Source organism: Gilliamella sp. N-G2 (assembly GCF_002142215.1).
Classification (GTDB): Bacteria; Pseudomonadota; Gammaproteobacteria; order Enterobacterales; family Orbaceae; genus Gilliamella.
The window spans coordinates 79,506-105,881 of record NZ_NAST01000002.1 but is presented as its reverse complement, the minus strand read 5'-3'; the positions used below and the strand labels follow the sequence as shown (position 1 = coordinate 105,881).

The following is a 26,376-nucleotide window of genomic DNA, read 5'->3' as shown; positions in this document are numbered from 1 at the left end:
ATAGTTGCGATAAAAACTGAATTTGTTAATTAAATTATATAAATTTCAACTTCAAAAACCCCTCTCCTCAAATTTTTTAGCCAACATATTTACGCGTTAGATATTGAACTTATAAATTCATCAGAATACGTTTTAATAAATTAAAATATAGCTATGTATTAGGAATAATAGGCTATTTAATCTAGTGTTTTTTCGTTTCGTTACTGTTAAAACAATAGGTTTATTGTATATTGCTACATAGCAATATGTTTGAAATAATTATTAACATCTGGGTATTTTTGTACCTTTGTTAACAACAAGTATATAATGATGTTTTATCATTTGAGATAATCTGCATGCAACTAGCTTTTTGTATTTATAAATTTTTCCCTTTTGGTGGTTTGCAACGCGATTTTTTGCAAATTGCTACTGCTTGCCAAGCTCGAGGACATCAAATCCGTGTTTATGTATTGGATTGGCAAGGCGATAAACCAGCTAATTTTGATATCATAATCGTTCCTAAAAAAGGATTATCTAACCATAGCCGTAATCAAGCTTATTATCATTGGGTAAAGGCTCACTTACAAAGCAATCCTGTAGATTGTGTGGTAGGTTTTAACAAAATGCCGGGCTTAGATGTCTATTTTGCTGGTGATACTTGTTTTGCTGAAAAAGCTGCCCATAAAGGCTTTTTTTATAAACTATCAAAACGTTGTAAACACTATTTGGCATTTGAACAAGTGGTATTTGCTCCTAGTTCGTCCACCAAAATCATGGTGTTAACTAAGCAACAAATTCAAGATTTTAAAAACCATTATCATACTCAAGATGAACGATTCTTTTTATTACCGCCCGGCATTGCGTTAGATCGAAAATATAGCGTTGATTCACCTCAAAAACGTCAACAATTTCGACAATCTAATCAAATTGGCCAAGATGATTTTGTGATTGTACAAATTGGCTCCGATTTTAAACGTAAAGGCGTTGATCGCTCTTTGAGAGCGATCGCAACCTTACCTGATGAACTAAAACAAAAAGTTACTTATTTGGTGGTTGGGCAAGATAAATCAGAGGCATATCAAAAGTTAGCAGATGAATTAGGTATTGCTAAACAGGTGAGATTCTTCTCTGGTCGCAATGACATCCCTGATTTCTTATTTTCAGCTGATTTATTACTACATCCAGCAAGGCAAGAAGCGGCCGGTATGGTTTTGATTGAAGCGTTAGCTGCAGGGGTTCCAGTGATCGTATCAGGTATTTCCGGATATGCTTATCACATTAGCCAAGCTAATGCCGGTATTGTATTATCAGAACCTTATAAGCAAAACATTTTAGATCAAGCGTTAGAACAATCAATTAGAGATAAAGAGCAATGGCTTAATTGGCATAACAATGCCATTGCTTATGGTAATAGTGAAGATTTATATCATTTAGCCCAACGAGCAGCAGACATTATTTTAGGATGTCATTATGAATGAGATTAAACTTAAATCACCCTTTCAACAATTATGGCAAGGTAAAGATCCATTTAATGAAGTGGAATTAATTTCAGGTAAAGTTTACCGTGCAGTCAAACAACGTAAAACCCTTAATTTTCAATTAGAAGATCAATCATATTTCATTAAAATTCACCGTGGTACAACGGTAAAAGAGATTGTAAAAAACCTCATTTCGCTACGGTTACCGGTTTTAGATGCTAAACAAGAGTGGGATGCAATTCATCGTTTGGAACAAGTTGGTGTCAATACCATGGATGGGCGAGCTTTTGGACGTAAAGGATTAAATCCGCTTACTCGACATTCATTTATTATTACCAAAGACCTTAATCCAACTATTAGTTTAGAAGATTTTACTAAACCATGGCTAACTAACCCACCTAGCTACCATTTAAAACGATCATTAACTATTTATTTAGCAAATATGACCGCAAAAATGCATGGAGCAGGCGTAAATCATCGTGATTGTTATTTATGTCATTTTTTATTGGATTTACCTTTATTTGAAAATAATCAGCAAATAAAACTCTCGGTAATTGATCTTCATCGTGCACAAACTCGCGATAAAGTTCCTACCCGTTGGCGTGATAAAGATTTAATTGGGCTCTATTTTTCATCAACAAATATTGGACTTAACCAACGAGATATTTGGCGTTTTTTAAGAAACTATTTTAATAAACCCATTAAAACCATTTTGCGCGATGAACATAAATTAATTGATAGTGCTAAGCGAAAAGCTGAGCGCATCGCTAAAAGAACTGAAAAGTATCATCTTTAACCATAAGGACATGACATGTTTATTGAACAAATTGATATCAAAGGATTTAGAGGAATTAAGCAACTTTCATTGAAACTTAATGCTAAATCTAGCGTGCTGATTGGTGAAAATCAATGGGGTAAATCGAGTTTAATCAGTGCATTAAAATTGCTAACTCTAGATAATAAATTTTATCAATTTGTAGATTCAGATTTCTATTATGATAAGGATGATGGTAATCACATTTCAATAAATGTTGTTTATTGTGAATCTTATGCAAATCAATTAACTGAACAAGCTTATCAGCCTCTGACAGCAGTTAGTTATCGCTCACCAGCAGATAATTTATATCGAATTACTTACCAGATTAATGCCCAAAAAAATGGTGATACTATTATCACTGAACATAATTTGTTGGATGAATATGGTGAAAGGTTAAATCTAGATAATCCAAAATTATTAATCGCTATTTTGATTAACTTAAATCCAGTCATGCCGCTTAAAAATTCAGTTAATGCCAAGGATTTACCTGTCACTAATGAGCCATTATCTCAATACTTTATTGATCAACTATCTGAACAATTAAAAGCACACTCGGCACAATTAAGTCAAGATGAGCTTAATCGTGGCTTACAAGCTGCTCGTTCGTTATTAGCATACTATTTTGTTGATTCTCAACAACGATCTAACTATAAAAAATTAGCACAAAAAAGTAATCCAAAAACCGAAGATTGGAATTCGCTCGAACGAATCAATAATGTCTTAGATGATTTAGATAATGATTATCTTCGCACCGCACTTTTAGGTATATTTGGTTCGATTGTTAATGCTAAAGGAGATAATCCCCTCTCTCACAGTTCAGTGCCAATTTTAGTTTTAGAAGAACCTGAAAGCCAGTTACATCCAATTATTTTATCGGTTGGCTTCCGATTGTTAAAAAATTTACCTACCCAAAAAATTATTACCTCTAACTCAAGTGATTTAGTGTCTCTCTTTCCATTAGAGAGTATTTACCGATTGATCCGCCAACCCGATCAAATTGTCAGTAAGTATATTGCTCCTCATGGGTTAAGTGTTGGCGATAGTCGACGCATTTTATTCCATGTACTTTATCGACGCCCTACTGCGCTATTTGCCCGTTGCTGGTTATTGGTTGAAGGCGAAACTGAAGTATGGCTACTCAGAGAGCTTGCCGAACAAAGTGGCTATCATCTAAGTTCAGAGGGAATCCAATTGTTGGAATTTGCTCAATGTGGTTTAAAACCATTAATTCACTATGCTAATAAAATGGGGATCCGCTGGTATGTGATTACTGATGGTGATATGGCAGGGAAAAAATATGCTGAGACGGTACAATCACAATGTGCACCCGGCGAAAATTTGAATGATTATATCACCGTATTACCAGCCCGTGACATTGAAAATTTTCTCTTTAAACATGGTTTTAGTCACGTATATAAGTTAACTGCTTATAATACCGTTGCCCATATTGATATGTCAGTACCGAAAATTATTCAAAAAGCAATCCACAAAAGTTCTAAACCAGATTTAGCAATTGCCGTTTGTGATGATGCAAAAGCGCGTGGTATTACAGCCATTCCTCGATTATTAACCGATACTTTTGCTAAGTTGGTTAAAACATCAAAATCATTGCTGTAAATTTTTTTATTTATTTAGTAATAAAAAAACGCCGATAATTATCGGCGGAATTTTTTTATAAAACTATTTCCTAATACGTTTATATTTAGCACGTTTAGGTTCAAGCGCTTCTGCCCCTAAAGTGCGTTTTTTCCACTCTTCATATTCGGTAAAGTTACCTTCAAAGAACTCAACATGCCCTTCGTCTTGATAATCTAAAATATGAGTAGCAATACGGTCAAGGAACCAGCGGTCATGCGAAATGACTAACGCACAGCCCGGAAACTCTAATAAGGCATTTTCCAGTGCACGCAAGGTTTCGACATCAAGATCATTGGTCGGTTCATCAAGTAATAGTACATTACCACCAACTTGTAATAATTTAGCTAAATGTACACGCCCTCGTTCACCACCAGACAGTTCACCAACACGTTTTTGCTGATCAACGCCTTTGAAATTAAAGCGTCCGACATAGGCACGACTTGGGATCTCAAAATTACCAATGCGCATTATATCTTGGCCATTAGAAATTTCATCCCAAACGGTTTTTTTATCATCCATACTATCGCGGAACTGATCGACAGAAGCAAGTTGGACGGTATCACCTAAAGTAATAGTGCCTGAATCCGGTTGTTCTTTGCCTGATAACATTCTAAATAGCGTTGATTTACCGGCACCATTAGGCCCAATAATACCCACAATGGCTCCTTTCGGAATGCTAAATGAGAGGTTATCAATCAATACGCGATCACCATATGATTTGGTTAAATTAGCCACTTCAATAACTTTATCACCTAAACGTTGCCCAGGTGGAATGAAGAGCTCGTTGGTTTCATTACGTTTTTGGTAATCATTGCTATTTAATTCTTCAAAACGCGCTAACCGTGCTTTGCTTTTTGCTTGACGACCTTTTGGATTTTGGCGTACCCACTCTAATTCTTTTTCAATTGATTTACGACGCGCCGATTCGGTTGCCGCTTCTTGAGCTAATCGTTGATCTTTCTGTTCAAGCCAAGATGAGTAGTTACCTTCCCATGGAATACCTTCACCACGGTCAAGTTCTAAAATCCAACCAGCAACATTATCTAAGAAATAACGGTCATGGGTAACAGCAACCACTGTACCTTCATAATCATGTAAAAAGCGTTCTAACCAAGCAACAGATTCAGCATCCAAATGGTTGGTTGGTTCGTCAATTAATAACATATCTGGTTTTTCAAGCAATAATTGGCAGATAGCAACACGACGACGCTCACCACCTGATAAATTTTCAATTTTCGCATCCCAATCAGGTAAACGTAAGGCATCAGCTGCACGCTCTAATTGGTTATCAAGATTGTGGGCATCTTGCGATTGAATTATTGCTTCAAGCTCGGCTTGTTCTTTAGCTAATTTATCAAAATCGGCATCAGGATCGGCATAAGCTGCATAGACTTCATCTAACCTAGCCAATGCGTTTTTAGCATCGCCAACAGCCTGTTCAATTGCTTCACGTACAGTCTGTTTAGGGTCAAGTTTAGGTTCTTGAGGTAAATAACCGATTTTAATACCTGGTTGCGGACGAGCTTCACCTTCAATCTCAGTATCTACGCCAGCCATAATGCGTAGTAATGTAGACTTACCGGCTCCATTTAAACCGAGAACACCAATTTTAGCTCCCGGAAAAAAACTTAAAGAAATATCTTTTAAAATATAGCGTTTAGGGGGAACAATCTTCCCCACGCGGTTCATGGTATAGACATATTGCGCCATAAATCATTATCCGTTTAATTAATTAAAACTAGCAAATAGTATTGCTATGTGATTGATGGCGTATATTGTAATGATTCTAGCTGTGTGGTCTAGGGTTATTTATGAATTATGTTATAAATATGGATGAACTATCAACTAATATATAATTCAATATTCAATTAATATATGATTGTTTATTGAAAAATCTGTATAAGCATACTAAATAATTTATAAGGGATAAAATGGAAAAACAAACTGTAGTTATTGAATATTATGTTAATACCCAGTATTGGTTAGATGCTTATTATGCAAAATATGGCGTATTAGACCATGAGTTCGCACAAAAATTGAATGATTCAACACCAGATAATATGCGGCACTTTACTATGTCGTTTAATAATGAAAAATTAGTCATTTTTAATAAAGATAAAAATGAAATCAACACTTTCTACTATCAAGATTTATATTGCATTAATAAAACTGAAAACGGCTATTTATTTTTTATCAATAATCAAGATTTTTATTTTGTTAGTCAACAGTCTTTCAAATCAGATGAACTAGAAATTATTCATGATTTTTTATGTGATTATTTAGAAAAAAATTTAGAAACACAAATAGCAGAGATAGACACCTATGAAATGGATGTTAATAGAATCTATTATTGTTTTTATTATTTACTATTTAAAAAATCTATAATGGCACCTATTTATATACTTGTAATGTTTTTACCATGCTATCTTTTAATAAAAGATTCTAGCCATGCATTATTTTTCGTTTGTATTACAATTATATATTCAATTGCAATCTACTTCAGTATCAAACCTGGTTTGAAATTTTCAGCTGAAAATTGGTGTAAAACAAGTAATAAAATTTTTATTTGTTCAAAGGTCATTTTTTATGAAGATAGATTTACAATGACAGCTAAAACCCAATTAAGTACTACTGTTATAAAGTATGATCAATTACACAAAATAAGAAAGATAAAAAAAGGTTATCTGTTTATTATAAATTGTAATAGTGGTTATCTATTTTATAACGAGGATTTTACATCCCAACAACGACAAGTTCTTGAAGATAAACTAATGCAATATAATAATTTTTATTTAAAATAACACTCGTAAACTTACCCCACTGTTCATCTGGCGGGATAAGTTATAGAGGTATTTTGTTATAAAAAAGTGAAGATTTGTTCTTCTGGTAACCGTGATTTTGGTCGATGGGCATTGCCATCATTTTCAGAGCGATAACCTAATGTCGCAATGACTAAGCTTTTTAATCCTTTGCGCTTTAAATCTAAAATCTCATCCATTTTATCACAATCAAATCCTTCGATAGGCGTTGAATCAACACCAATTGCCGCGGCTGCAAAAAGTAATTGTCCTAATGCTAAATAAGTTTGTTTGCCTTCCCAACTCTGTTGGGACTCAATTGTTTTACTGTTTTTTGTGACAAAAAAACGTCTTGACTCATCCTGAGTTTGTTTAAGTTCTGATGATGGTAATCGTCCATCTTTCTCCTCTTGGTTAAGCAAATTAACTAAATGCGCATCTTCTAAAGGTGATTTAATACAAAACAAAATAGTATGAGAGGAATCAGTTACGCGTGGCTGATTAAATTCAGCTATGGCTGGTAAAATTTTATCTTTAGCAGCATCATTATCAATAATATAAAAATGCCAAGGTTGTGAATTAACCGACGAAGGACTATTTCTTAATACAGTTAGTAACTGTTCAATTTTATCTTTAGGAATCTTTTTACTTTTATCATAATGTTTAGTTGTATAACGTTTTTGCGAAATTTCGACGATATTCATAATGGCTCCAATCAATGATAATTAATGTTGAAATAGCGTTACTTGGGTAAATCTCTTTTTAGAGCAGAAGTGGATACATAAATAATGAACATTCTTATTATTGAAATGATTATTTTGAATCTAGAGAAACTACTTATCAGGCAATTTATCACTTATGCCCTAAACTCTAACCATTCTGCATATTCTTCAACTATTTTTCAATTTATTTTTTCTGTTTCTTTTTTCGAGATTCTTGATAATTAATGATTGGCCTTTGAGGTATTTTTATTTTCTTTAAACACAAAAAATAATTGCTTATTGATCACTCTTTAATCTATAATCCGCTAAATAAGCAATAACTGTTCTGAAAATGTGAAAGGTATCAAATAATTTATTATCTGATTAGCCTTATAATCAAAAAAAAGATCCGTTTTTATAGCTTATAGTAATTTATAAATATTTATTGGTGATATTTATCATGTCGGGAAATTGCTATTCAAATAATCATTGACGGAACAATGATATTTGATAAAAATCATCAATAATTCATAAATAATATTGAGAAGTTAATGATTAAATTTACTTAGCTCCTACCTCGACGCTCTGAATCATTGTGCGTATGCAAAGTAAAAGTAATTTAATAAAAAACTTCTTGATGAATAAATAAAGCCAGCACTAAATTTAAAATAATAAAATTATATACATCAACACTAATTAGTATTACTATCAGTAAGGTTAATGGGATTTCGTGTAAAGACATTATTATGAAAAAAGTAAGTGTTATTTTAGCGGGTAAATCTGTAGTTACGAAAATAAGCTCCTATTTTTTTGTTTTTATTTTTTTTACTTTTCCATCTAGAGCTATGACTGTAGTCTCTGCTAATGAGATTAATGTAGTTACTGCTGCTGAGATTAATGGTACAGCACCTTATATTTCAATAAATCAAGATAGAACACCTTCCGAGATCTCTGATTTACTATGGATTGCGGTAAAAAAAGATGATGATAAAACTCAAACAACGCCATCCGATAGTGAACATTTCCCGTTTGAAGATCCAAACTTAACTTATTATCGCTATGATTTTAATTCTAATCCTGATGAACTTATAGACTTACCTGAGTCTATTGATACATTCGATAAAATTATTACGTTGATATCAGATTATAAAAAGGAACAAGTAGAGCTCGAAAATATTTTAACTGACAAACAATATTTTGAAGATAATGACGGTGATGATGGATTTAAAGCAACAGGTACCTTCAAAATTGAGATTAAAGATAGTGACAATAATATTGTTAAATTAAATGATAAATTAGATGATTGCGTTGGCTTTTATGCTATAACTTTAACTACCTCAGATTCAAAACTTTCAACCACTTATGGTTTACCTAATAATAAAAACTATCCTAGCGCCAGCAAAACTTACTATGTTAGATCATTAAGTGGTGGCTTACCTCATGTTTGTTGGTTACAACCTTCATTAGAAAAAGGTTATCCTCCTTATGCCTATTCACAGCAAGAATATGAAGATTATTTCAATGAATATCCAAAGTATAAAGATTTAACTACAGTTTGGTCGCCAACTAAAGGATTTAAGCCGAACGCCAAATACTTAGAATCCCCTTGGGGAAATTTTCCAAGTACCGCTGCAGATAAGTTATATTTTAATGTTGTGTTATCAGGTGCAAAATGGCAAGACGTTAGTTATACAACAGATCCAGTAAGTCAGGTTGTTGGATTAAAATTAAGCGGTAAAAACAATATACTTAGGGTTGAGTTTAGTGGTCCGACTTTTAGTGAGAAACCTGTCCGAGGCATTTTTGATGATTTATTGCACATGGTGTTTTCATTAAAAGTAGGTGATAGGGATATTTATAGTTTTGAATTAGAGAGTTGGTTTTTAATCTCTACTGACACTGTCAAAGGCTTGAATTATGCTTTTCAATATTGTCGTTGTAAAGGGGGAGCCGCTTTATATCCTACAGAAAAATATAGGGTAACCAATGCTCTTCGTTTTACCGAACTTGGCGATAACAAAGAAAATCATTATATCCGTGAAATCGATACTCTCTTAAGTGAATGGGGTAATACAATTAATGAAGTTTATCCTAGTAATGATTTAGGTAATGTGATGTCAAATATGGTCTGGACATCGGATGTAGTTGATAACGATGACGAAGACGATGACGATGATTTTTTCAAAAATTTATTTAAGAAAAATCATAAAATTAAATCAAAATTACGTCTTATTGGTGACGATGATGATGATGATGATGGTTGGGATGATAATGGTTGGGATGATAATGATAATGATGATGATGACAAATGCAAGAAGGAACCAGAAGATGAAGATCCTAGATATACACATTTTTACGCATTTGATCTCACTGATGGAGGTCTTAAAAAGCTTCCAAAAGAAACCGAGGGCTTGAGAGTAATTTGTATATCTGATTAATACTTGTAATTTATTTTACTTACAAGTATTAATCACCATCATTGTTATAAATAATCTTCTTTTCAAGAAGATAGCTATATTATTTGCAGACGACTATTTAATTTAATCAATATTTATTATCGACATTAGCATTTTTTTTGATAGAAATAGTATCAATATTTTATTCATAATGTAATAATTGAGAAGTTAATGATTAAATGTTCTAACCTCCTACTCCCCTTATAATCATTGTGCGTGTGCGAAGTAAAAATAATTTAATAAACAACTATTGATGAATAAATAAAATTCACACTAAATTCAGAATGATAAAATTATTTACATCAATACTAATTAATATTAATATTACTATTAGTGTGGTTAATGGAATACGTGTAAAAACATTGTTATGGAAAGAGTAAGTGTTATTTCAGCAGGTAAATCTGTAGTTACGAAAATAAGCTCCTATTTTTTTGTTTTTATTTTTTTTACTTTTCCATCTAGCGCTATGACTGTAGTCTCTGCTGATGAGATTAATGTAGTCACTGCTGCTGAGATTAATGGTACAGCACCTTATATTTCAATAAATCAAGATAGAACACCTTCCGAGATCTCTGATTTACTATGGATTGCGGTAAAAAAAGATGATGATAAAACTCAAACAACGCCATCCGATAGTGAACATTCCCCGTTTGAAGATCCAAACTTAACTTATTATCGCTATGATTTTAATTCTAATCCTGATGAACTTATAGACTTACCTGAGTCTATTGATACATTCGATAAAATTATTACATTAGTATCAGATTATAAAAAGGAACAAGTAGAGCTCGAAACTATTTTAACTGACAAACAATATTTTGAAGATAATGACGGTGATGATGGATTTAAAGCAACAGGTACCTTCAAAATTGAGATTAAAGATAGTGACAATAATATTGTTAACTTAAATGATAAATTAGATGATTGCATTGGCTTTTATGCTATAACTTTAACTACCTCAGATTCAAAACTTTCAACCACTTATGGTTTACCTAATAATAAAAACTATCCTAGCGCCAGCAAAACTTACTATGTTAGATCATTAAGTGGTGGCTTACCTCATGTTTGTTGGTTACAACCTTCATTAGAAAAAGGTTACCCTCCTTATGCCTATACACAGCAAGAATATGAAGATTATTTTAATGAATATCCAAGGTTTAAAGATCTAACCGAAGTTTGGTCGCCAACTAAAGGGTTTAAGCCGGCCGTCAAACACTTAGAACGCCCTTGGGCAAATTTTCCAACTACCGCTGCAGATAAATTATATTTTAATGTTGTGTTATCAGGTGCAAAATGGCAAGACGTTAGTTATACAAAAAGTCGAGAAAATCAGCCTGTTGGATTAAAATTAAGCGGTAAGAATAATATACTTAGGGTTGAGTTTAGTGGACCAACTTTTAGTGAAAAACCTGACGATGCCATTCTTGATGAATTATGGGGTCAGGGGTTTTCATTAAAAGTAGGTGATAAGGTTATTTATAGTTTTGAATTAGAGTATTGGTTTTTAATCTCTACTAACACTGTCAAAGGCTTAAAATATGCTAATCAATATTGTCAGTGTAAAGGGGGAACAGCCTTATATCCTGCAGACAAATATGAGCTAACCAATGCTCTCCATCATACCGAAATTGAAGAAAATAATAAAAGAAACAATTATACCCGAATAACCGAAACTCTTTTAGGTGAATGGGGTAATACAATTAATGAAGTTTATCCTAGTGATGATTTAGGTAATGTGATGTCAAATATGGTCTGGACAACGAGTAGAGTTTACAATGATGATTACTACAATTTAATTAGAAAAGGTCATAAAGTTAAATCAAAATTACGTCTTATTGGTGACGATGATGATGATGATGATGATGATGATGACGATGGTTGGGATGATAATGGTTGGGATGATGACGACGAATGCAAGGGGGAACCAAGCGAGTTTGACAAAAACTATACACATTTTTACGCAGTTGATTTGAATGATGGTAGTCTTAAAAAGATGCCAAAAGAAACCGAAGGCTTAAGAGTAATTTGTGTATCTGATTAATATTTGTAATTTATTTTACTTACAAGTATCAATCACCGTTATTGTCTAAATAAAAATCTTTTCAAGAAGATAGCTATATTATTTGCAGACGACTATTTAATTTAATCAATATTTATTATTGACATTAGTACCCTTTTTTGATAGAAATAGTGTCAACATTTTATTCATATTATAATAATTGAGAAGTTAATGATTAAATATACTGACCTCCTACTCAACATCCTCCTCGCATCAGTATGCGCGGATAGCTTGTATGTGGAGTAAAAGTAGTTTAGTAATTAACTCAACAAATTAACAAGAACCCGCGCTAAAGTGCGGGTTTTTTGTTTTCTTAACTTGAAATACCGAGATAGCGCTAAAATATAAAGGAAATAACAATGAGCGATCAAATTATTATTTTTGACACAACATTACGTGATGGTGAACAGGCGTTACAAGCAAGTTTAAGTGTTAAAGAAAAACTTCAAATAGCATTAGCATTAGAGAGAATGCAAGTAGATGTAATGGAAGTTGGTTTTCCTATCTCATCTCCAGGTGATTTTGAATCAGTACAAACTATTGCTAAAACCATTAAAAATAGTCGTGTTTGTGCTTTGTCTCGTTGTATTGATAAGGATATTGATGTTGCCGCCGAAGCTTTAAAAGTAGCCGATCAATTTCGTATCCACACTTTTATGGCGACATCAACCTTACATGTTAAAGATAAATTAAAGATGACATTTGAAGATGTTGTTGAAAAGGCTGTGCACTGTGTTAAACGTGCACGTAATTATACAGATGATGTGGAGTTTTCTTGTGAAGATGCAGGCCGTACCCCAATTGATAACTTATGTCGGATTGTTGAAGCAGCAATTCAAGCAGGGGCAAAGACGATCAATATACCAGATACTGTCGGTTATACTGTCCCTTATCAATTTGGTGGCATTATTCATACCTTGTTTGAACGTGTCCCGAACATTGATAAAGCGATTATCTCTGTTCATTGTCATGATGACTTGGGCATGTCGGTGGCTAACTCGATTAGCGCGATTCAAGAAGGTGCTCGCCAGATTGAAGGGGCGATGAATGGTTTAGGCGAACGCGCTGGTAATACGGCTTTAGAAGAGGTCATTATGGCGATTAAAGTCCGCCAAAATATCTTAAACGTTCACACCAATATTAATCATCAAGAGATCTATCGTACCAGTCAAATCGTTAGCCAAATTACTAACACACCAATACCGTCCAATAAGGCAGTAATTGGTAGTAATGCATTTGCACACTCATCAGGAATTCATCAAGATGGAGTGTTAAAAAATCGTGAAACTTACGAAATCATGACCCCTGAATCAATCGGCTTAAATCAAATTCAACTAAATTTAACCTCTCGCTCAGGCCGAGCCGCAGTAAAACATCGTTTAGCTGAATTAGGTTATCAGAATAATGATTATAATTTAGATCAAGTTTACCAAGCCTTTTTAGAACTTGCTGATAAAAAAGGCCAGGTCTTTGATTATGATTTAGAAGCATTAATTTTTATTAATCAACTTAAAGATGATGAAGAGCATTATGTATTGGATTATTTTAATGTACAATCTGGCTCTACTGTCGTTTCAACCGCTTCAGTTAGTTTGATTATTGGCGATCAAAAATATTCAGATGCAGCAACAGGTAATGGCCCTGTTGATGCCGTTTACCAAGCGATAAATCGTATTACTGGCGAACCTATTTCAATTGTGAAATACCAATTAGCATCTAAAGGACAGGGTGAAAATGCCTTGGGTCAAGTCGATATCGTTGCCGAATATAAAGGACGTAAATTCCATGGAGTTGGGCTTGCTACCGACATTGTTCATTCATCAGCATTAGCATTAATTAATGTGTTAAATAATGTTTATAGAGCAAATCAGGTTGCAGAACAAAAACAGAAATTGCAGCATGACTAAAAAGTAAACATTGTTTCGTTACTTAATAACGAAATACTTAAAATATAATTAGATTGTTAAGGAATAGATATGTCACAAAATTACCATATTGCAGTATTACCTGGTGACGGTATAGGCCCAGAAGTGATGAAACAAGCCTATAAAGTGTTAGATGTTATTCGTCAAAAATATAACTTAGCCATTACAACTAGTGAATATGATGTGGGTGGTACTGCAATTGATATTCACGGTTGCCCGCTACCAAAAGAGACGTTAGAAGGATGTGAAAAAGCTGATGCTATCTTATTTGGTTCAGTTGGCGGTCCAAAATGGACAAATTTACCACCAGACCAACAACCTGAACGCGGTGCTCTATTACCATTACGCAAACATTTTAAATTATTTGCCAATATGCGCCCAGCCAGTTTATATCAGGGCTTAGAAGAATTATGTCCGTTACGTGAAGATATTGCTAAACGTGGCTTCGATATTTTATGTATGCGCGAGTTAACTGGTGGTATCTATTTCGGTTTGCCAAAAGGTCGTGAAGGAACTGGGCCACAGGAACGTGCTTTTGATACTGAAGTTTATCACCGCTTTGAAATTGAACGAATTGCCCGTATGGGATTTGAAGCAGCCAAAATCCGTCGTAAAAAAATAACGTCAGTAGATAAAGCAAATGTTCTACAAACCTCCATTTTGTGGCGTGAAGTTGTCAGTGAAGTAGCTAAACAATACCCTGATGTCACATTAGAGCATATGTATATTGATAATGCCACTATGCAATTAGTGAAAGATCCTGCACAATTTGATGTATTACTTTGTTCTAACTTATTTGGTGATATCCTATCAGATGAATGCGCCATGATCACCGGCTCAATGGGAATGTTACCTTCTGCTAGTTTAAATGAAGATGGATTTGGTTTATATGAACCCGCTGGTGGTAGTGCACCAGATATTGCAGGTAAAAATATTGCTAATCCTGCTGCACAAATTTTATCATTAGCACTGTTAGTCCGTTATAGTTTAAAACGTGATGATATTGCTAAAGCCATTGAAAATGCAGTTAACAAAGCTTTAGAACAAGGTATTCGAACTATTGATCTTGCTCGTGGTGGTAGTTATGTTTCTACCGATGAAATGGGCGATACCATTTGTCGTTTAATTTAATTTTTAAAGTAAGGATTAATAAATCTTATTAATCCTTTTGCAAGAATATTAAAGGAATATAAGCAATGTCTACAAAACCAAAAACATTGTATCAAAAACTATATGATGCACATGTTGTCTATGAAGCACCTAATGAAACGCCTATTTTGTATATTGATCGCCATTTAGTTCATGAAGTAACTTCTCCACAAGCATTTGACGGCTTACGAGCAATGAATCGTAAAGTTCGTCAACCGCACAAAACGTTTGCCACCATGGATCACAATACTTCAACGAAAAGCAATGATTTAAGTGCTTGTAGTGAAATGGCACGAATCCAATTAACCGAATTAGCCAAGAATGCAGAGGAATTTGGCGTATCTTTATATGGCTTACAAAGTCCATTACGAGGTATTGTTCATGTTGTTGGTCCTGAGCAAGGAATGACATTACCTGGTATGACAATAGTTTGTGGTGACTCACACACCGCAACACATGGCGCTTTTGGTGCATTAGCTTTTGGGATTGGGACATCGGAAGTTGAACATGTTTTAGCTACCCAAACATTGAAACAAGGTCGCGCTAAAACGATGAAAATCGAGGTCAAAGGCAAAGTCGCTGATGGCATTACCGCCAAAGATATTATTCTAGCAATCATTGGTAAAACAACCAGTGCTGGTGGTACAGGTCATGTAGTTGAGTTCTGTGGCGAAGCAATTACATCTTTGTCAATGGAAGGCCGAATGACATTATGTAATATGGCCATTGAAATGGGTGCCAAAGCTGGATTAGTTGCACCAGATGAAACCACATTTGAATATTTAAAAGGTCGTCAATTTTCACCTAAAGGTGAAGATTTTGAGAAAGCGGTTGCTTACTGGAAAACCTTAAAAACAGATGATGGAGCACATTTCGATACGATTGTGACTTTAGAAGCAAAAGATATTGCTCCGCAAGTAACTTGGGGAACTAATCCTGGTCAAGTAACCGCTATTGATTCTCAAGTACCAAATCCTCAAGATTTTTCCGATCCAATTGAAAAACATTCTGCTGAAAGAGCTTTAACCTATATGGGGTTAACCGCTGGAACTAAAATGTCTGATATTAAGATCAATAAAGTGTTTATAGGATCTTGTACTAATTCCCGTATTGAAGATCTGCGTGCCGCAGCTGAAGTTGCTAAAGGTCGTAAAGTTGCCGATGGTGTTCAAGCTTTAGTCGTTCCGGGCTCAGGTCCTGTACGAGAACAAGCCGAAGCGGAAGGATTAGATAAGATTTTTATCGATGCCGGTTTTGAGTGGCGTTTACCAGGATGCTCAATGTGTTTAGCGATGAATGATGATAAATTAGCACCGGGTGATCGCTGTGCATCTACCAGTAATCGTAATTTTGAAGGTCGACAAGGTCGTGATGCAAGAACACATTTAGTTAGCCCGGCAATGGCAGCAGCAGCGGCCATTACTGGTCATTTTACTGATATTCGCAAACCGTTTTAAGGAGACTTGTCATGGCAAAATTTACAACACATACAGGATTGGTCGTTCCTTTAGATGCGGCGAACGTTGATACTGATGCGATTATTCCTAAACAATTTTTACAGAAAGTTACTCGTACCGGATTTGGGCAACATGCATTTCATGAATGGCGATTTTTAGATGACGCAGGCAAACAACCTAATCCAGAATTTGTATTAAATAAACCTCGATATGCAGGTGCGAGTATTTTATTAGCTCGTGAAAACTTTGGTTGTGGATCATCGCGTGAACATGCACCATGGGCATTAACCGATTATGGATTTAAAACTATTATTGGTTCGAGCTTCGCTGATATCTTTTATAATAACTCATTCAATAATCAACTATTATTAGTTAACTTGTCTGAAGAAGAAGTTGATGAGTTGTTTAAATTGGTTGAAGCCAATGAGGGAATTGAATTCACTATTGATTTAGTTAATGAAGTCGTCGTTGCTGGTGATAAACAATATTCATTTAAAATTGATGCTTTCAAACGCCACTGTTTATTAAATGGTTTAGATAATATTGGTTTAACCCTACAACATGAAGATGCTATCAGCTCATTTGAGCATAAAATTCCTACATTCTTAAATTAATTTATTAAGGCGCGCAAGCGCCTTGTATAGGAAAAATTAATGACAACCCATCATGATAAAGTAAATCAACAGTTCGGCCAGCAAGCTAACGCCTACTTAACCAGTAAAGTTCATGCACAAGGAGCGGATCTTGAATATCTAGCCAGCTTTTTAACTAATTATCCTAATGCTGAATTTTTAGATATGGGCTGTGGCGCAGGCCATGTCAGTTTTATTGCAGCAAAACAGGTTAAACATGTCACTACTTACGATCTATCGGAACAAATGTTAGCAGTGGTTGAACAAACTGCGGATGAACGTAACTTAAAAAATATTACCACCGTACAAGGTTATGCTGAGCATCAACCATTTGACGATAACTATTTTGATATTGTCGTCAGTCGTTATTCTGCCCATCATTGGCAGGATGTGGGTAAAAGTTTACGTGAATTACATCGTATCACCAAACCAAATGGTAAATTAATTATTATGGATGTGGTTTCGCCTGGTCAGCCTGTTTTAGATATTTGGTTACAAACGATTGAAGCACTACGTGACACTTCCCACGTACGCGACTATACGCCAGGCGAATGGCTGACATTTTTAAGCGAAGCTGGATTTACTATTGATAAGATTCAACGCCATCGTTTACCCTTGATTTTTGATAGTTGGATAAAACGTATGCGTACACCGAATAATTTAGTGGATGCAATAAGGACTTATCAAATAAGTGCATCTCAAGATACAAAATCTTACTTCGAATTACAATCAGATGGTTCTTTTACCTCTGATATGATGATTATTGAAACACAGAAAGTGATTTAGAAATTAATAGTAAAAGAATCGAAAACAGCCAATTATTAAAGCTGTTTTCGCTGATTTGACGGAGGTATCGATAAAGATTCACGATATTTAGCAACCGTTCGACGAGCAATAATAATTCCTTGATTTTCAAGGATTGAAACAAGTTTACTATCACTCAAAGGCTTTTTAGCATCTTCCTCTGAAATATATTTTTTAATTAATGCCCGAATGGCTGTGGACGAGGCTTCCCCACCAGATTCAGTATTAACATGGCTAGAGAAGAAGAATTTCAACTCAAATATACCACTGGGACATTGTAAATATTTTTGCGTCGTCACGCGTGAAATTGTCGATTCATGCATATCAATCGCCATAGCGACATCTGACAAAATCATTGGTTTCATATATTCAGCACCATTTTCAAAAAATTCTTGTTGGTGCTCAACAATAAATTGACTGACTTTTAATAGTGTCTCATTACGATTTTCGACGCTTTTAATAAACCAATTTGCATCTTGCAAATGTGCGCGAATATATTGGCTATCGCTTTCATTACTAATTTTTTCCATTGCTGCATATTGTTGATTAATACGCAGAGTCGGAACAGTATCGTTATTTAATTCAGCAATCCATTTGCCATCAATCTTTTTTACCACAAGATCAGGAATAACATAATCCGGAGGTAAAGTATTGACCGAATCACCAGGATAAGGTTGTAAATGCTGGATAAAATTAATGGCTTCTTTTAACTGTTCATCCGTAGCATTTAAGCGTTTTTTCAATGTTCGATAATCATGATTTGCTAATAAATCTAAATAGTTATCAATAATCTGTTTAACTAATACCGGCGGAGTTAAATGCTGAGTTTGAATAGATAAACATTCTTGTAACGATCTTGCTCCAACTCCAATTGGATCAAAATGCCAAATTCGCTTTAAGACAGCCTCAACCTCATCAAGTTCAATTTGACTATTGCCTTGTTCTTCTAGAATTTCTTCAGTTGAAACGGTTAGATAACCTCTATCATCAATAGCTTCAATAATCGAAACAGCAATTGCACGATCAATGTCACTAAATGGTGTTAAATCTAATTGCCATTTTAAGTAATCATGCAATGTTTCATGCGTTTCACCTTGATAGATTGGTAACTCATCATTACGATAATCTGAGTGAGTTCCTGAAGGAGTACCAGCTGTGTAAATATCATCTAATGAGGCATCTAACGGAATATCCTCGGGAATCTCTTGGCTATCCAATGCTTCACGAGTATCAATGTTTTCGTTTAGTTCATCTTGTTCAACATTAATTTCATCATACTGATCTGCAATCTCTAATAATGGATTGTTTTCAAGTACAGCTTGAATTTCTTGACGTAATTCTAAAGTCGACAATTGCAACAATCGAATAGCTAATTGTAATTGTGGCGTCATTGACAACTGTTGCGAAACCTTCAGTTGTAAGCCTTGTTTCATCATAATCTATAATCTAAATTCATGTCCTAAATAAACACGTTTAACATACTCATTATTTAATATACTATCTGGTGTACCTTCAGCAATTAAATGTCCCTTATTCACTATATAGGCTCGTTCACAAACATCAAGTGTTTCACGAACATTATGATCGGTAATCAGTACGCCTAAACCACGATCACGTAGGTGTTTAATAATATTTTTAATATCAATCACCGAAATGGGATCTACACCAGCAAATGGTTCATCAAGTAAAATGAATTTAGGATTTGCAGCCAACGCCCTAGCTATCTCAACTCGTCGTCGTTCGCCACCGGATAATGATTGACCAATATTGTCTCGGATATGAGTAATATGAAATTCTTCGAGTAACTCTTCTGCTCGATTAATCTTTTCATTTTTATCAATATCATTACGAGTTTCTAAAATAGCCATAATATTATCAATAACAGAAAGTTTTCTAAATATTGACGCCTCTTGAGGCAAATAGCCTATTCCTTTTTGCGCTCTCTCATGTAATGGCAAAATACTGATATCATGATCATCAAGGTAAATTTTTCCGGCATTTAAAGTCACAATACCAACCACCATATAAAAAGTAGTTGTTTTACCAGCACCGTTAGGACCAAGTAAACCTACTATTTCACCAGAGTTTACAGTTAAACTAACATCTTCAACAACTCGTCTTTTTTTATAAACTTTAGCAAGATTTTCCGCTTTTAAAATTGCCATTTATTTATTCATCTCTTTTACTTGACTTGGAATGATAGTACTTTTCACTCGGCCTTTTTTACCTGGTTGTGCAACTATTTGCTGTTTTTTCACATCATAAGTAATAATTGAGCTACTGATATGGTTATCTTGTTGAAATAACTCTGCATTACCTTGTAATACTATATTATTTTCTTTAACATTATAGATAACCTGTTGTGAATGACCGGTCACAATTTTATTATTTTGTGGAAGAATTTGTTTATATTTTACCGGTTTACCATATGCAGTTATTTTTTGTTTACTTGTATCTTGCATATCTGTAATCACAACTTTATCTGCCCATATCGTCAAACCATCTTGAATAATCTGAACATTACCACTAAAAATAATAATATTTTTATCAATATCAATTTGTTGGTTATCTGCATCAACTGTAATTGGCTTATTATCAACAAACATCTTTTGATCTTTTGAGGCGGATGAAGCATCTACGTTAGTCTCATCAGCAAAACAAGTGAATGATGCACATAGCATAAAAAATAATGGAAAAAATGTCTGTTTTTTTGATCTCATTTTTTATTGAGCCTCACTATTATAAAAAGTTTTTACATTTTCAAGTATATTTGCTGTTTTTTCGCGCAAATTACCAACCAATCCCACACCTGTTGAGAAAAAGCCAGTTCCCTTGATTTTTACTGGATCTTTAGAGGTGACTAGTTGCGTTGTTAAATCAACCACTGCATCATCAGTTAATACTTGCTGTAATTGAGAATCGGCTATTAAATTAGTTAATGTTACATCTTGATAAAGGTAAATTAGTTTATCTTTTGTCAAAGTCGCTCGTTTTGCTTGAATATGCCATGTTGCGGTATGATCCTGATCATAAAGTGTAACATTAGGTAAATCAAAATCAGTATTTTCATTATTATCAAAATGCTCTACTTTACCCGATTCAATTTTATATACTATATTACCGGATAAATCATAGACATTGGTAACCATATCTTCACTTTGATAAATTGGCGTTTCAGGCTGATTTGCATTTGATGGCGTACTCAACACGTCATCATCATTTTGATAACTATAATAAACACCAACTATTAAAATAAGAAGCAAGAAACAGATTAAATTTTTTTTATTCATAGTTTACGTTAATTACCTGAATAAGATTAATCAATAACGCAGGCATATCATTATGACAAATCATCTTAATATTAACTTATTTTACTTTATTTTTTACAAAATTAATATCTGACATTGCAAGAAGTTGAATGACATTCTGATAATAATTTATAAACAAGATAACGGTCTTGAAACATCTTAATAAATACGATTTACAGTGTTTAATAATGAATACATAACAATGAGCTGCTCTTTTAATTTAAATAAAATATTATTTTTTAATTGAAAAATTAATTGTTCAGATATAACAATTAATATATACATTTTTTAGTAAAAAGGTTCTATTATTCTTAATATTTAAGTCTGAAAATTAGGTATAATCAATTAATAATGATTAAAAATATTAATAGGAAATCAATATGTTATTTAGATTAAAAAACAGTCTCTATTTATTAACTGTTTTATTAATGCTGGAGTTAGCTAGTTTTTATCATTATGCATATGCTGATTTAAATGTTAATGAGAGTAAAATTGGCACAGTTGTCGACGAATTCAATGGAGTTAAAGTTTACTATAATGGCAATATTAATCATGTTAGTAGTCGCAATGTAGCTAAAGATGGTTATAATTTAGGTCTTAAATATCAATGTGTTGAATTCATTAAACGGTACTATTACGAACGTTTCAATCATAAAATGCCAGATAGTTATGGCCATGCAAAAGATTTTTTCGATGATTCCATTCCCGACGGTAAAATAAATACCAGACGTAATTTACTTCAGTTCCATAATGGATCAACGACCAAACCCAAAGTAGAAGATATTATTGTGCTGGGATGGTCTCAATATGGCCATGTTGCTATTATCAGTAAAGTTAGCGACGGTGAGATCGAAATTGTTCAGCAAAATCCGGGACCTAACGCAAGCAGTCGGGTGACTTTTCCGTTAATTTATAAAGATGGATTATGGGAAATAGAAGGTTATCGTGTTTTCGGTTATTTGCGTAAACGTTAAACAATTAATTAAATAATGGTTTATAAATAATAAACCTATCAATGTTAACTATGTTTAACAATAGGCTATTATTATAAAATACCTTATTAGGTATAAAATTAATATTTGATATTAAAAGCATTTAATTGGTTTTCAGGAATTAATTCTGTAACATTTATCTCTGTTATACGGGCTGAAACTGGCCCGCCCTGTTCAAACCATTGTATTAATTTAGCAATTGATATGTTATCCCCTTGTGCCACTATTTCTACTTCACCATTATCTAAATTTTTAACATAACCAACTAAACCTAGTTTGGTCGCTTTTTGATAAGTAAAGAAGCGAAAACCAACGCCCTGTACACGACCACTCACTCGAATTTTAACTTGTCGTATCATAATAGAAAGTCTCAATTATTATTTATTAGTGATTAATCTCTTTATAAATATTTTTTCTTAACTTAACCTTATTATTTACCTAAGCTAATCCACAAACCAATCATTACGTTGTTGTGACAATATATTTATTGTTTGTAAAATATTAGATAAATGTTCATGCAGCGCCAATGCCGCCATTTCCGGATCATGTTTTTTCAGCGCAGCAATAATTTTTTCATGCTGTTTGACTAAATCTTGTGGCGGAGAAATATCTTCTAAGGTGAGATATCGAACTCTGTCCATCATTGCTTTGATATTTTCGACCGTTTCCCAAGCCATTGGACAATCAATAACATTCATTATAATTTGGTGAAATTCGTCATCTTTTTCCAAAAAACAACGAATATCTTTTCGCTTATTGGCATCTATTTGTTCGGCAAGATTTTTATCCAATAATACCAAATCAGCACTGGTTATTCCTTGCGCAACCCGTTTGATAATTGCACACTCAACAGCTTCACGAATAAATTGTCCATCAATCACTTTTTTAATGGAGATTTTTGTTACAAATGTACCTCGCTGTGGCAGAATTTTAACTAATCCTGCTTCGGCTAATTTGATAAATGCTTCACGAACTGGTTGGCGTGATACATTGAATTGACTTGAGATCTCTTTTTCAGAAAGTAGAACTCCCGGTAACACCTGACATGTAATAATCGCCCTTCTTAATGCGCGATAAACCTGCTGATTAACCGGTTCAGAAATATTTAATTCAATAAGTTTAAACATATAGCATTTTTATATAATCAATTAATTACAATAAATAGTAGGTGATTTTTAAATATAAGAAAAGTTTTTTTAAAAAAATACTATATATATTAAATAACTAGAATGATGACTATAAAAGGTGTAATGACTTAAATAAGCTATTACACCTTAGTTATTATCAATTATTGTTGGTTGCATTTATAGTGCTAAAAAAGTTCAGTTAAATTTTTAACTGTCTGTTTAGCACCTAAATCTCGTAATGACAGATAGGCATTTTTTACCTTATTTACAAAAAGTTGATTATGTGGCAAGTCCCTCCCAAATACATGAGTTAAAGACAATAACGCTTTTACTCTATTTTCATCATCGTTACTATGTGCGACAAGGTCAGTTATTTGCATAATTGACGGATCACTCACTTCAATAGCTTTACCCGCATCATCAACCCCACTAACGTAGCGCATCCAAGCTGCGACACCTAAAGCAAGACAATCAAATGCAGTATTATCAGCTAAGTGATAACGAATTGAATCAAGCATTCGTTGAGGTAACTTCAATGTCCCATCCATTGCAATTTGCCATGTCCGATGTTTTAAACCAGTATTTCGATAACGATCAAGTAGAGAATCAGCATAAGCAGGTAGATCAACATCTTTAACTCGCAACGTCGTTGCTTGTTCATTTAGCATTAAATGCCTAGCAGCTTTAACATAATTAGCATCCTGCATACATTCATCAATATGTAAATAACCAGCTAGATAGCCTAAATATGCAAAAAATGAATGGCTACCATTTAACATGCGTAACTTCATTTCTTCATATGGCAATACATCATTAACTAATTCTGCACCCGCTTTTTGCCATTGGGGGCGACCTGCCACAAAATTATCCTCAATAACCCATTGTCTAAATGGTTCGCCGGCAATACCGGCGGGATCATCAATACCACCTAGTTGTTTATTTATTTTTGCCATAGTTTCTGGCGTTGCGGCTGGTACGATTCGGTCAACCATTGTAGATGGAAACGTCACATTATCATCGATCCATTGGGCTAAATCAGGATCTCGCAGTTTAGCCAATGCTAAAACAACATTACGTGTAACATGTCCATTTTCAGGCATATTATCACAAGACATCACCGTAAATGGTTTTAATCCCTGTTCTTTACGTAAACGTAACGCTTCAACAATGACACCCGGAACAGATTTAGGTGCATGAGGATTGGCAATATCATGACTAATTAATGGATTATTGGTATCAATTGATGCTGTCGATGGCAGATAACAATAACCTTTTTCGGTTACCGTTATTGACACAATCGCAATTTCAGGACGGGTCATCACAGCTAAGACTTTTTGTATTCCATCAATATCTGCATGTAATGCTTCTTTTGCAACGCCTACAACACGAGTATTCCAGTTATCATAGGACATTTCACATACACTAAATAAACAATCTTGTTGTTTTAAATCTTGGATTTGAGCTTCACCACCAATCAAGTTAACTTCACAGTATCCCCAATCGCTATCATGCTGTGCAGCTAGTATATCCGTATAAACTGCTTGATGAGCTCGATGAAAAGCACCAAAACCAAGATGAACAATTTTGGTTTTAATTTTGCTTCTATCATAAGTTGGAACAACTACCTCCTTAGGTAGTTGTGATAAAGTTTGATTTGATAATCTCATAAAAATCTCTGATTAATAATTAATTGAAATAATCATTATTTTGTCGTTTTATTTTCCAACCCATTGTTGGTATTCTTTATTAATTTTATTAGGTGCTGTTTCTGGCAATAACGCAATACCAATAACTGATAAAATACCTAATGTACCAACATATAAGGCTAAACCAGAATAATGTCCACTACACATTTGTAAAATCTTAACCGCACAAAGCCCTAAAATTCCACTTCCAATTAATGAGCCAACCTGCCATATCAACGCAATACCACTACAACGAATTGCGGTTGGGAATAATTCAGGGAAGAATGATGCTTGTGGCGCATAACACATAGCATGCCCAATAGGTAAAACGATTATCATTGCCAACTGAATTAAAATATAATTCTGGGTATTGATCATTAAGAAAAATGGAACAATAAAAATTACTTGAAGAAGAGCGCCAAGTATATAGACTCTTTTTCTTCCCCATTTATCCGATAAAGCACCCATTAATGGGATAGTAAAAATCTCGATGACTACAGCAACAATTATTGCATCTAATACATAACTTTTATTAAATTGATTTACATTTACATAGGCCAAAACAATCACTGTAAACATAGCAAATGAACATGCTTCAATTAGTTTTGCGCCAACCCCTTTAGCAACAATCCCCGGATAATTTTTCATAACATCTTTAAGTGGCATTGAAGATTCAACAGCTTTAGTTTGTCTAATTTTTTCAAAAACTGGTGATTCGTCAATACGTAATCGGATAAATAATCCCAATATTACCAAAAGTAAACTTAATAAAAATGGTATTCTCCAACCAAAATCAAGCATTTGTTCTTCCGAAAGTAATGATGTTAATAAAGCAAAAAGTGCTGAAGGTAACAAAAAACCAAGTGGTGCGCCTATTTGTACCCAACTAGAGAAAAATCCGCGCTTTTTAGGTGGAGAATATTCCGCTGTCATCAACACAGCACCAGCTTGTTCACCACCGACACCAAATCCTTGCAACACTCTAATTAAAATTAGAATTACAGGTGCCCACCAACCAATTGATGCATAAGTAGGTAATAAACCAATAACGAATGTTCCTAATCCAACAATTAAAATAGTAATGACTAACGCTTTTTTTCTTCCTACTTTATCGCCCATATGACCAAAAACAATACCACCAATAGGTCTTGCAAAAAAACCTACGGCATAAGTAGCAAATGCAGCAAGAGTACTAATAAAAGGATCATTACTAGGAAAAAACAGTTGACCAAAAAAGAGTACCGCTGCAGTCCCATATGCAAAAAAATCATAATATTCTGCAGCGGTTCCAATTGATGATGCAACAGCTACACGTCTTATGATATTTCGTTTTTCTTTTTCTTCTATTGTTTCTAAAGTTGACATATTAAT

The 26,376-nt window shown here is 33.9% G+C and carries 22 protein-coding genes; 12 read left to right on the top strand and 10 right to left on the bottom strand.

The genetic code is table 11. The annotated features are described in order from the left end of the window. The first annotated feature begins 335 nt into the window (after positions 1 to 335). The 3 genes from B6C99_RS01570 to B6C99_RS01560 are packed head-to-tail and all read left to right on the top strand — an operon-like array spanning position 336 to position 3,891. Positions 336 to 1,457: a glycosyltransferase family 4 protein gene (locus B6C99_RS01570; protein ID WP_086358224.1), complete on the top strand. Its 1,122-nt coding sequence runs from the start codon at positions 336 to 338 to the stop codon at positions 1,455 to 1,457. After that, the gene (gene rfaP / locus B6C99_RS01565; protein ID WP_065614468.1) at positions 1,450 to 2,253 is read left to right on the top strand and encodes a lipopolysaccharide core heptose(I) kinase RfaP; all 804 of its coding nucleotides are present in this window, start codon (positions 1,450 to 1,452) and stop codon (positions 2,251 to 2,253) included. The genes B6C99_RS01570 and rfaP overlap by 8 nt, the downstream gene beginning before the upstream one ends. Positions 2,254 to 2,268: 15 nt before the next feature. Continuing rightward, positions 2,269 to 3,891 (top strand): DUF2813 domain-containing protein, encoded by a 1,623-nt coding sequence (locus tag B6C99_RS01560; RefSeq protein ID WP_086358223.1) that lies wholly within the window; start codon positions 2,269 to 2,271, stop codon positions 3,889 to 3,891. A gap of 63 nt (positions 3,892 to 3,954) precedes the next feature. On the opposite strand, the gene ettA is transcribed toward B6C99_RS01560, so the two are convergent. Next, positions 3,955 to 5,622, bottom strand: coding sequence for an energy-dependent translational throttle protein EttA (gene ettA, locus B6C99_RS01555; protein WP_086358222.1), 1,668 nt, complete (start codon positions 5,620 to 5,622; stop codon positions 3,955 to 3,957). Between the two features lie 221 nt (positions 5,623 to 5,843). On the opposite strand from ettA, the gene B6C99_RS01550 reads away from it, so the two are divergent. Continuing rightward, the gene (locus tag B6C99_RS01550; RefSeq protein WP_086358221.1) at positions 5,844 to 6,713 is read left to right on the top strand and encodes a YcxB family protein; all 870 of its coding nucleotides are present in this window, start codon (positions 5,844 to 5,846) and stop codon (positions 6,711 to 6,713) included. A 56-nt stretch (positions 6,714 to 6,769) separates the two neighbouring features. Here B6C99_RS01550 and nfsB read toward each other — a convergent pair whose 3' ends face one another. Then, positions 6,770 to 7,414 carry an oxygen-insensitive NAD(P)H nitroreductase gene (nfsB, locus tag B6C99_RS01545; protein WP_086358220.1) on the bottom strand — a complete coding sequence of 215 codons (645 nt, stop codon included), beginning with the start codon at positions 7,412 to 7,414 and terminating at the stop codon, positions 6,770 to 6,772. Positions 7,415 to 8,157: 743 nt separating this feature from the next. Between nfsB and B6C99_RS01540 the strand changes: the two genes are divergently transcribed. The 7 genes from B6C99_RS01540 to B6C99_RS01510 all read left to right on the top strand — a co-directional run bounded on the left by B6C99_RS01540 (position 8,158) and on the right by B6C99_RS01510 (position 17,875). After that, positions 8,158 to 9,849, top strand: a complete 1,692-nt coding sequence (locus B6C99_RS01540; RefSeq protein ID WP_086358219.1) for a hypothetical protein — start codon at positions 8,158 to 8,160, stop codon at positions 9,847 to 9,849. Between the two features lie 385 nt (positions 9,850 to 10,234). Further along, positions 10,235 to 11,908 carry a hypothetical protein gene (locus B6C99_RS01535; RefSeq protein ID WP_086358218.1) on the top strand — a complete coding sequence of 558 codons (1,674 nt, stop codon included), beginning with the start codon at positions 10,235 to 10,237 and terminating at the stop codon, positions 11,906 to 11,908. 377 nt (positions 11,909 to 12,285) lie between these two features. After that, positions 12,286 to 13,833 carry a 2-isopropylmalate synthase gene (gene leuA, locus B6C99_RS01530; protein WP_086358217.1) on the top strand — a complete coding sequence of 516 codons (1,548 nt, stop codon included), beginning with the start codon at positions 12,286 to 12,288 and terminating at the stop codon, positions 13,831 to 13,833. Positions 13,834 to 13,902: 69 nt separating this feature from the next. Further along, positions 13,903 to 14,982: a 3-isopropylmalate dehydrogenase gene (gene leuB, locus B6C99_RS01525; protein ID WP_086358216.1), complete on the top strand. Its 1,080-nt coding sequence runs from the start codon at positions 13,903 to 13,905 to the stop codon at positions 14,980 to 14,982. A gap of 65 nt (positions 14,983 to 15,047) precedes the next feature. Then, a complete protein-coding gene (gene leuC, locus B6C99_RS01520) occupies positions 15,048 to 16,457 on the top strand; it encodes a 3-isopropylmalate dehydratase large subunit (RefSeq protein WP_086358215.1) in 1,410 nt (469 codons plus the stop codon). An 11-nt stretch (positions 16,458 to 16,468) separates the two neighbouring features. Continuing rightward, the gene (gene leuD, locus B6C99_RS01515) at positions 16,469 to 17,071 is read left to right on the top strand and encodes a 3-isopropylmalate dehydratase small subunit (RefSeq protein ID WP_086358214.1); all 603 of its coding nucleotides are present in this window, start codon (positions 16,469 to 16,471) and stop codon (positions 17,069 to 17,071) included. A 39-nt stretch (positions 17,072 to 17,110) separates the two neighbouring features. Continuing rightward, complete coding sequence (locus tag B6C99_RS01510) at positions 17,111 to 17,875, top strand: class I SAM-dependent methyltransferase (protein ID WP_086358213.1); 765 nt, start codon at positions 17,111 to 17,113, stop codon at positions 17,873 to 17,875. Positions 17,876 to 17,910: 35 nt separating this feature from the next. Here B6C99_RS01510 and B6C99_RS01505 read toward each other — a convergent pair whose 3' ends face one another. Genes B6C99_RS01505 through lptC form a run of 4 tightly spaced genes read right to left on the bottom strand, consistent with a single transcriptional unit; the run spans position 17,911 to position 21,183 of the window. Next, positions 17,911 to 19,326, bottom strand: a complete 1,416-nt coding sequence (locus tag B6C99_RS01505) for an RNA polymerase factor sigma-54 (RefSeq protein WP_086358212.1) — start codon at positions 19,324 to 19,326, stop codon at positions 17,911 to 17,913. Between the two features lie 6 nt (positions 19,327 to 19,332). Continuing rightward, positions 19,333 to 20,058: an LPS export ABC transporter ATP-binding protein gene (gene lptB, locus B6C99_RS01500; protein WP_086358211.1), complete on the bottom strand. Its 726-nt coding sequence runs from the start codon at positions 20,056 to 20,058 to the stop codon at positions 19,333 to 19,335. Then, entirely contained in the window at positions 20,059 to 20,613 is a 555-nt protein-coding gene (gene lptA / locus B6C99_RS01495) for a lipopolysaccharide transport periplasmic protein LptA (protein ID WP_086358210.1), read from the bottom strand. Between the two features lie 3 nt (positions 20,614 to 20,616). Further along, a complete protein-coding gene (gene lptC, locus B6C99_RS01490) occupies positions 20,617 to 21,183 on the bottom strand; it encodes an LPS export ABC transporter periplasmic protein LptC (protein WP_086358209.1) in 567 nt (188 codons plus the stop codon). Between the two features lie 398 nt (positions 21,184 to 21,581). Here lptC and B6C99_RS01485 point away from each other — a divergent pair, with 398 nt between their 5' ends. Next, a complete protein-coding gene (locus tag B6C99_RS01485; RefSeq protein WP_086358208.1) occupies positions 21,582 to 22,175 on the top strand; it encodes a CHAP domain-containing protein in 594 nt (197 codons plus the stop codon). A 98-nt stretch (positions 22,176 to 22,273) separates the two neighbouring features. On the opposite strand, the gene yccX is transcribed toward B6C99_RS01485, so the two are convergent. The 4 genes from yccX to B6C99_RS01465 all read right to left on the bottom strand — a co-directional run bounded on the left by yccX (position 22,274) and on the right by B6C99_RS01465 (position 26,370). Beyond that, positions 22,274 to 22,552, bottom strand: coding sequence for an acylphosphatase (gene yccX / locus B6C99_RS01480; protein WP_086358207.1), 279 nt, complete (start codon positions 22,550 to 22,552; stop codon positions 22,274 to 22,276). A gap of 84 nt (positions 22,553 to 22,636) precedes the next feature. Further along, positions 22,637 to 23,320, bottom strand: a complete 684-nt coding sequence (locus B6C99_RS01475; RefSeq protein WP_086358206.1) for a GntR family transcriptional regulator — start codon at positions 23,318 to 23,320, stop codon at positions 22,637 to 22,639. A 185-nt stretch (positions 23,321 to 23,505) separates the two neighbouring features. After that, the gene (locus B6C99_RS01470) at positions 23,506 to 24,987 is read right to left on the bottom strand and encodes a mannitol dehydrogenase family protein (protein WP_086358205.1); all 1,482 of its coding nucleotides are present in this window, start codon (positions 24,985 to 24,987) and stop codon (positions 23,506 to 23,508) included. Between the two features lie 48 nt (positions 24,988 to 25,035). Then, positions 25,036 to 26,370: an MFS transporter gene (locus B6C99_RS01465; protein WP_081300034.1), complete on the bottom strand. Its 1,335-nt coding sequence runs from the start codon at positions 26,368 to 26,370 to the stop codon at positions 25,036 to 25,038. Between the last annotated feature and the right edge of the window lie 6 nt (positions 26,371 to 26,376).

Excerpts from the sequence above, each read along its gene's own strand:
- rfaP (WP_065614468.1), top strand. The coding sequence starts at position 1,450 with ATGAATGAGATTAAACTTAAATCACCCTTTCAACAATTATGGCAAGGT.
- B6C99_RS01540 (WP_086358219.1), top strand. The coding sequence starts at position 8,158 with ATGAAAAAAGTAAGTGTTATTTTAGCGGGTAAATCTGTAGTTACGAAA.
- B6C99_RS01505 (WP_086358212.1), bottom strand. The coding sequence starts at position 19,326 with ATGAAACAAGGCTTACAACTGAAGGTTTCGCAACAGTTGTCAATGACG.
- leuD (WP_086358214.1), top strand. The coding sequence starts at position 16,469 with ATGGCAAAATTTACAACACATACAGGATTGGTCGTTCCTTTAGATGCG.
- B6C99_RS01570 (WP_086358224.1), top strand. The coding sequence starts at position 336 with ATGCAACTAGCTTTTTGTATTTATAAATTTTTCCCTTTTGGTGGTTTG.
- B6C99_RS01535 (WP_086358218.1), top strand. The coding sequence starts at position 10,235 with ATGGAAAGAGTAAGTGTTATTTCAGCAGGTAAATCTGTAGTTACGAAA.
- leuC (WP_086358215.1), top strand. The coding sequence starts at position 15,048 with ATGTCTACAAAACCAAAAACATTGTATCAAAAACTATATGATGCACAT.
- B6C99_RS01465 (WP_081300034.1), bottom strand. The coding sequence starts at position 26,370 with ATGTCAACTTTAGAAACAATAGAAGAAAAAGAAAAACGAAATATCATA.
- B6C99_RS01470 (WP_086358205.1), bottom strand. The coding sequence starts at position 24,987 with ATGAGATTATCAAATCAAACTTTATCACAACTACCTAAGGAGGTAGTT.
- leuB (WP_086358216.1), top strand. The coding sequence starts at position 13,903 with ATGTCACAAAATTACCATATTGCAGTATTACCTGGTGACGGTATAGGC.
- lptC (WP_086358209.1), bottom strand. The coding sequence starts at position 21,183 with ATGAATAAAAAAAATTTAATCTGTTTCTTGCTTCTTATTTTAATAGTT.
- nfsB (WP_086358220.1), bottom strand. The coding sequence starts at position 7,414 with ATGAATATCGTCGAAATTTCGCAAAAACGTTATACAACTAAACATTAT.
- lptB (WP_086358211.1), bottom strand. The coding sequence starts at position 20,058 with ATGGCAATTTTAAAAGCGGAAAATCTTGCTAAAGTTTATAAAAAAAGA.
- lptA (WP_086358210.1), bottom strand. The coding sequence starts at position 20,613 with ATGAGATCAAAAAAACAGACATTTTTTCCATTATTTTTTATGCTATGT.
- B6C99_RS01550 (WP_086358221.1), top strand. The coding sequence starts at position 5,844 with ATGGAAAAACAAACTGTAGTTATTGAATATTATGTTAATACCCAGTAT.
- leuA (WP_086358217.1), top strand. The coding sequence starts at position 12,286 with ATGAGCGATCAAATTATTATTTTTGACACAACATTACGTGATGGTGAA.
- B6C99_RS01485 (WP_086358208.1), top strand. The coding sequence starts at position 21,582 with ATGTTATTTAGATTAAAAAACAGTCTCTATTTATTAACTGTTTTATTA.
- B6C99_RS01475 (WP_086358206.1), bottom strand. The coding sequence starts at position 23,320 with ATGTTTAAACTTATTGAATTAAATATTTCTGAACCGGTTAATCAGCAG.
- yccX (WP_086358207.1), bottom strand. The coding sequence starts at position 22,552 with ATGATACGACAAGTTAAAATTCGAGTGAGTGGTCGTGTACAGGGCGTT.
- B6C99_RS01510 (WP_086358213.1), top strand. The coding sequence starts at position 17,111 with ATGACAACCCATCATGATAAAGTAAATCAACAGTTCGGCCAGCAAGCT.
- ettA (WP_086358222.1), bottom strand. The coding sequence starts at position 5,622 with ATGGCGCAATATGTCTATACCATGAACCGCGTGGGGAAGATTGTTCCC.
- B6C99_RS01560 (WP_086358223.1), top strand. The coding sequence starts at position 2,269 with ATGTTTATTGAACAAATTGATATCAAAGGATTTAGAGGAATTAAGCAA.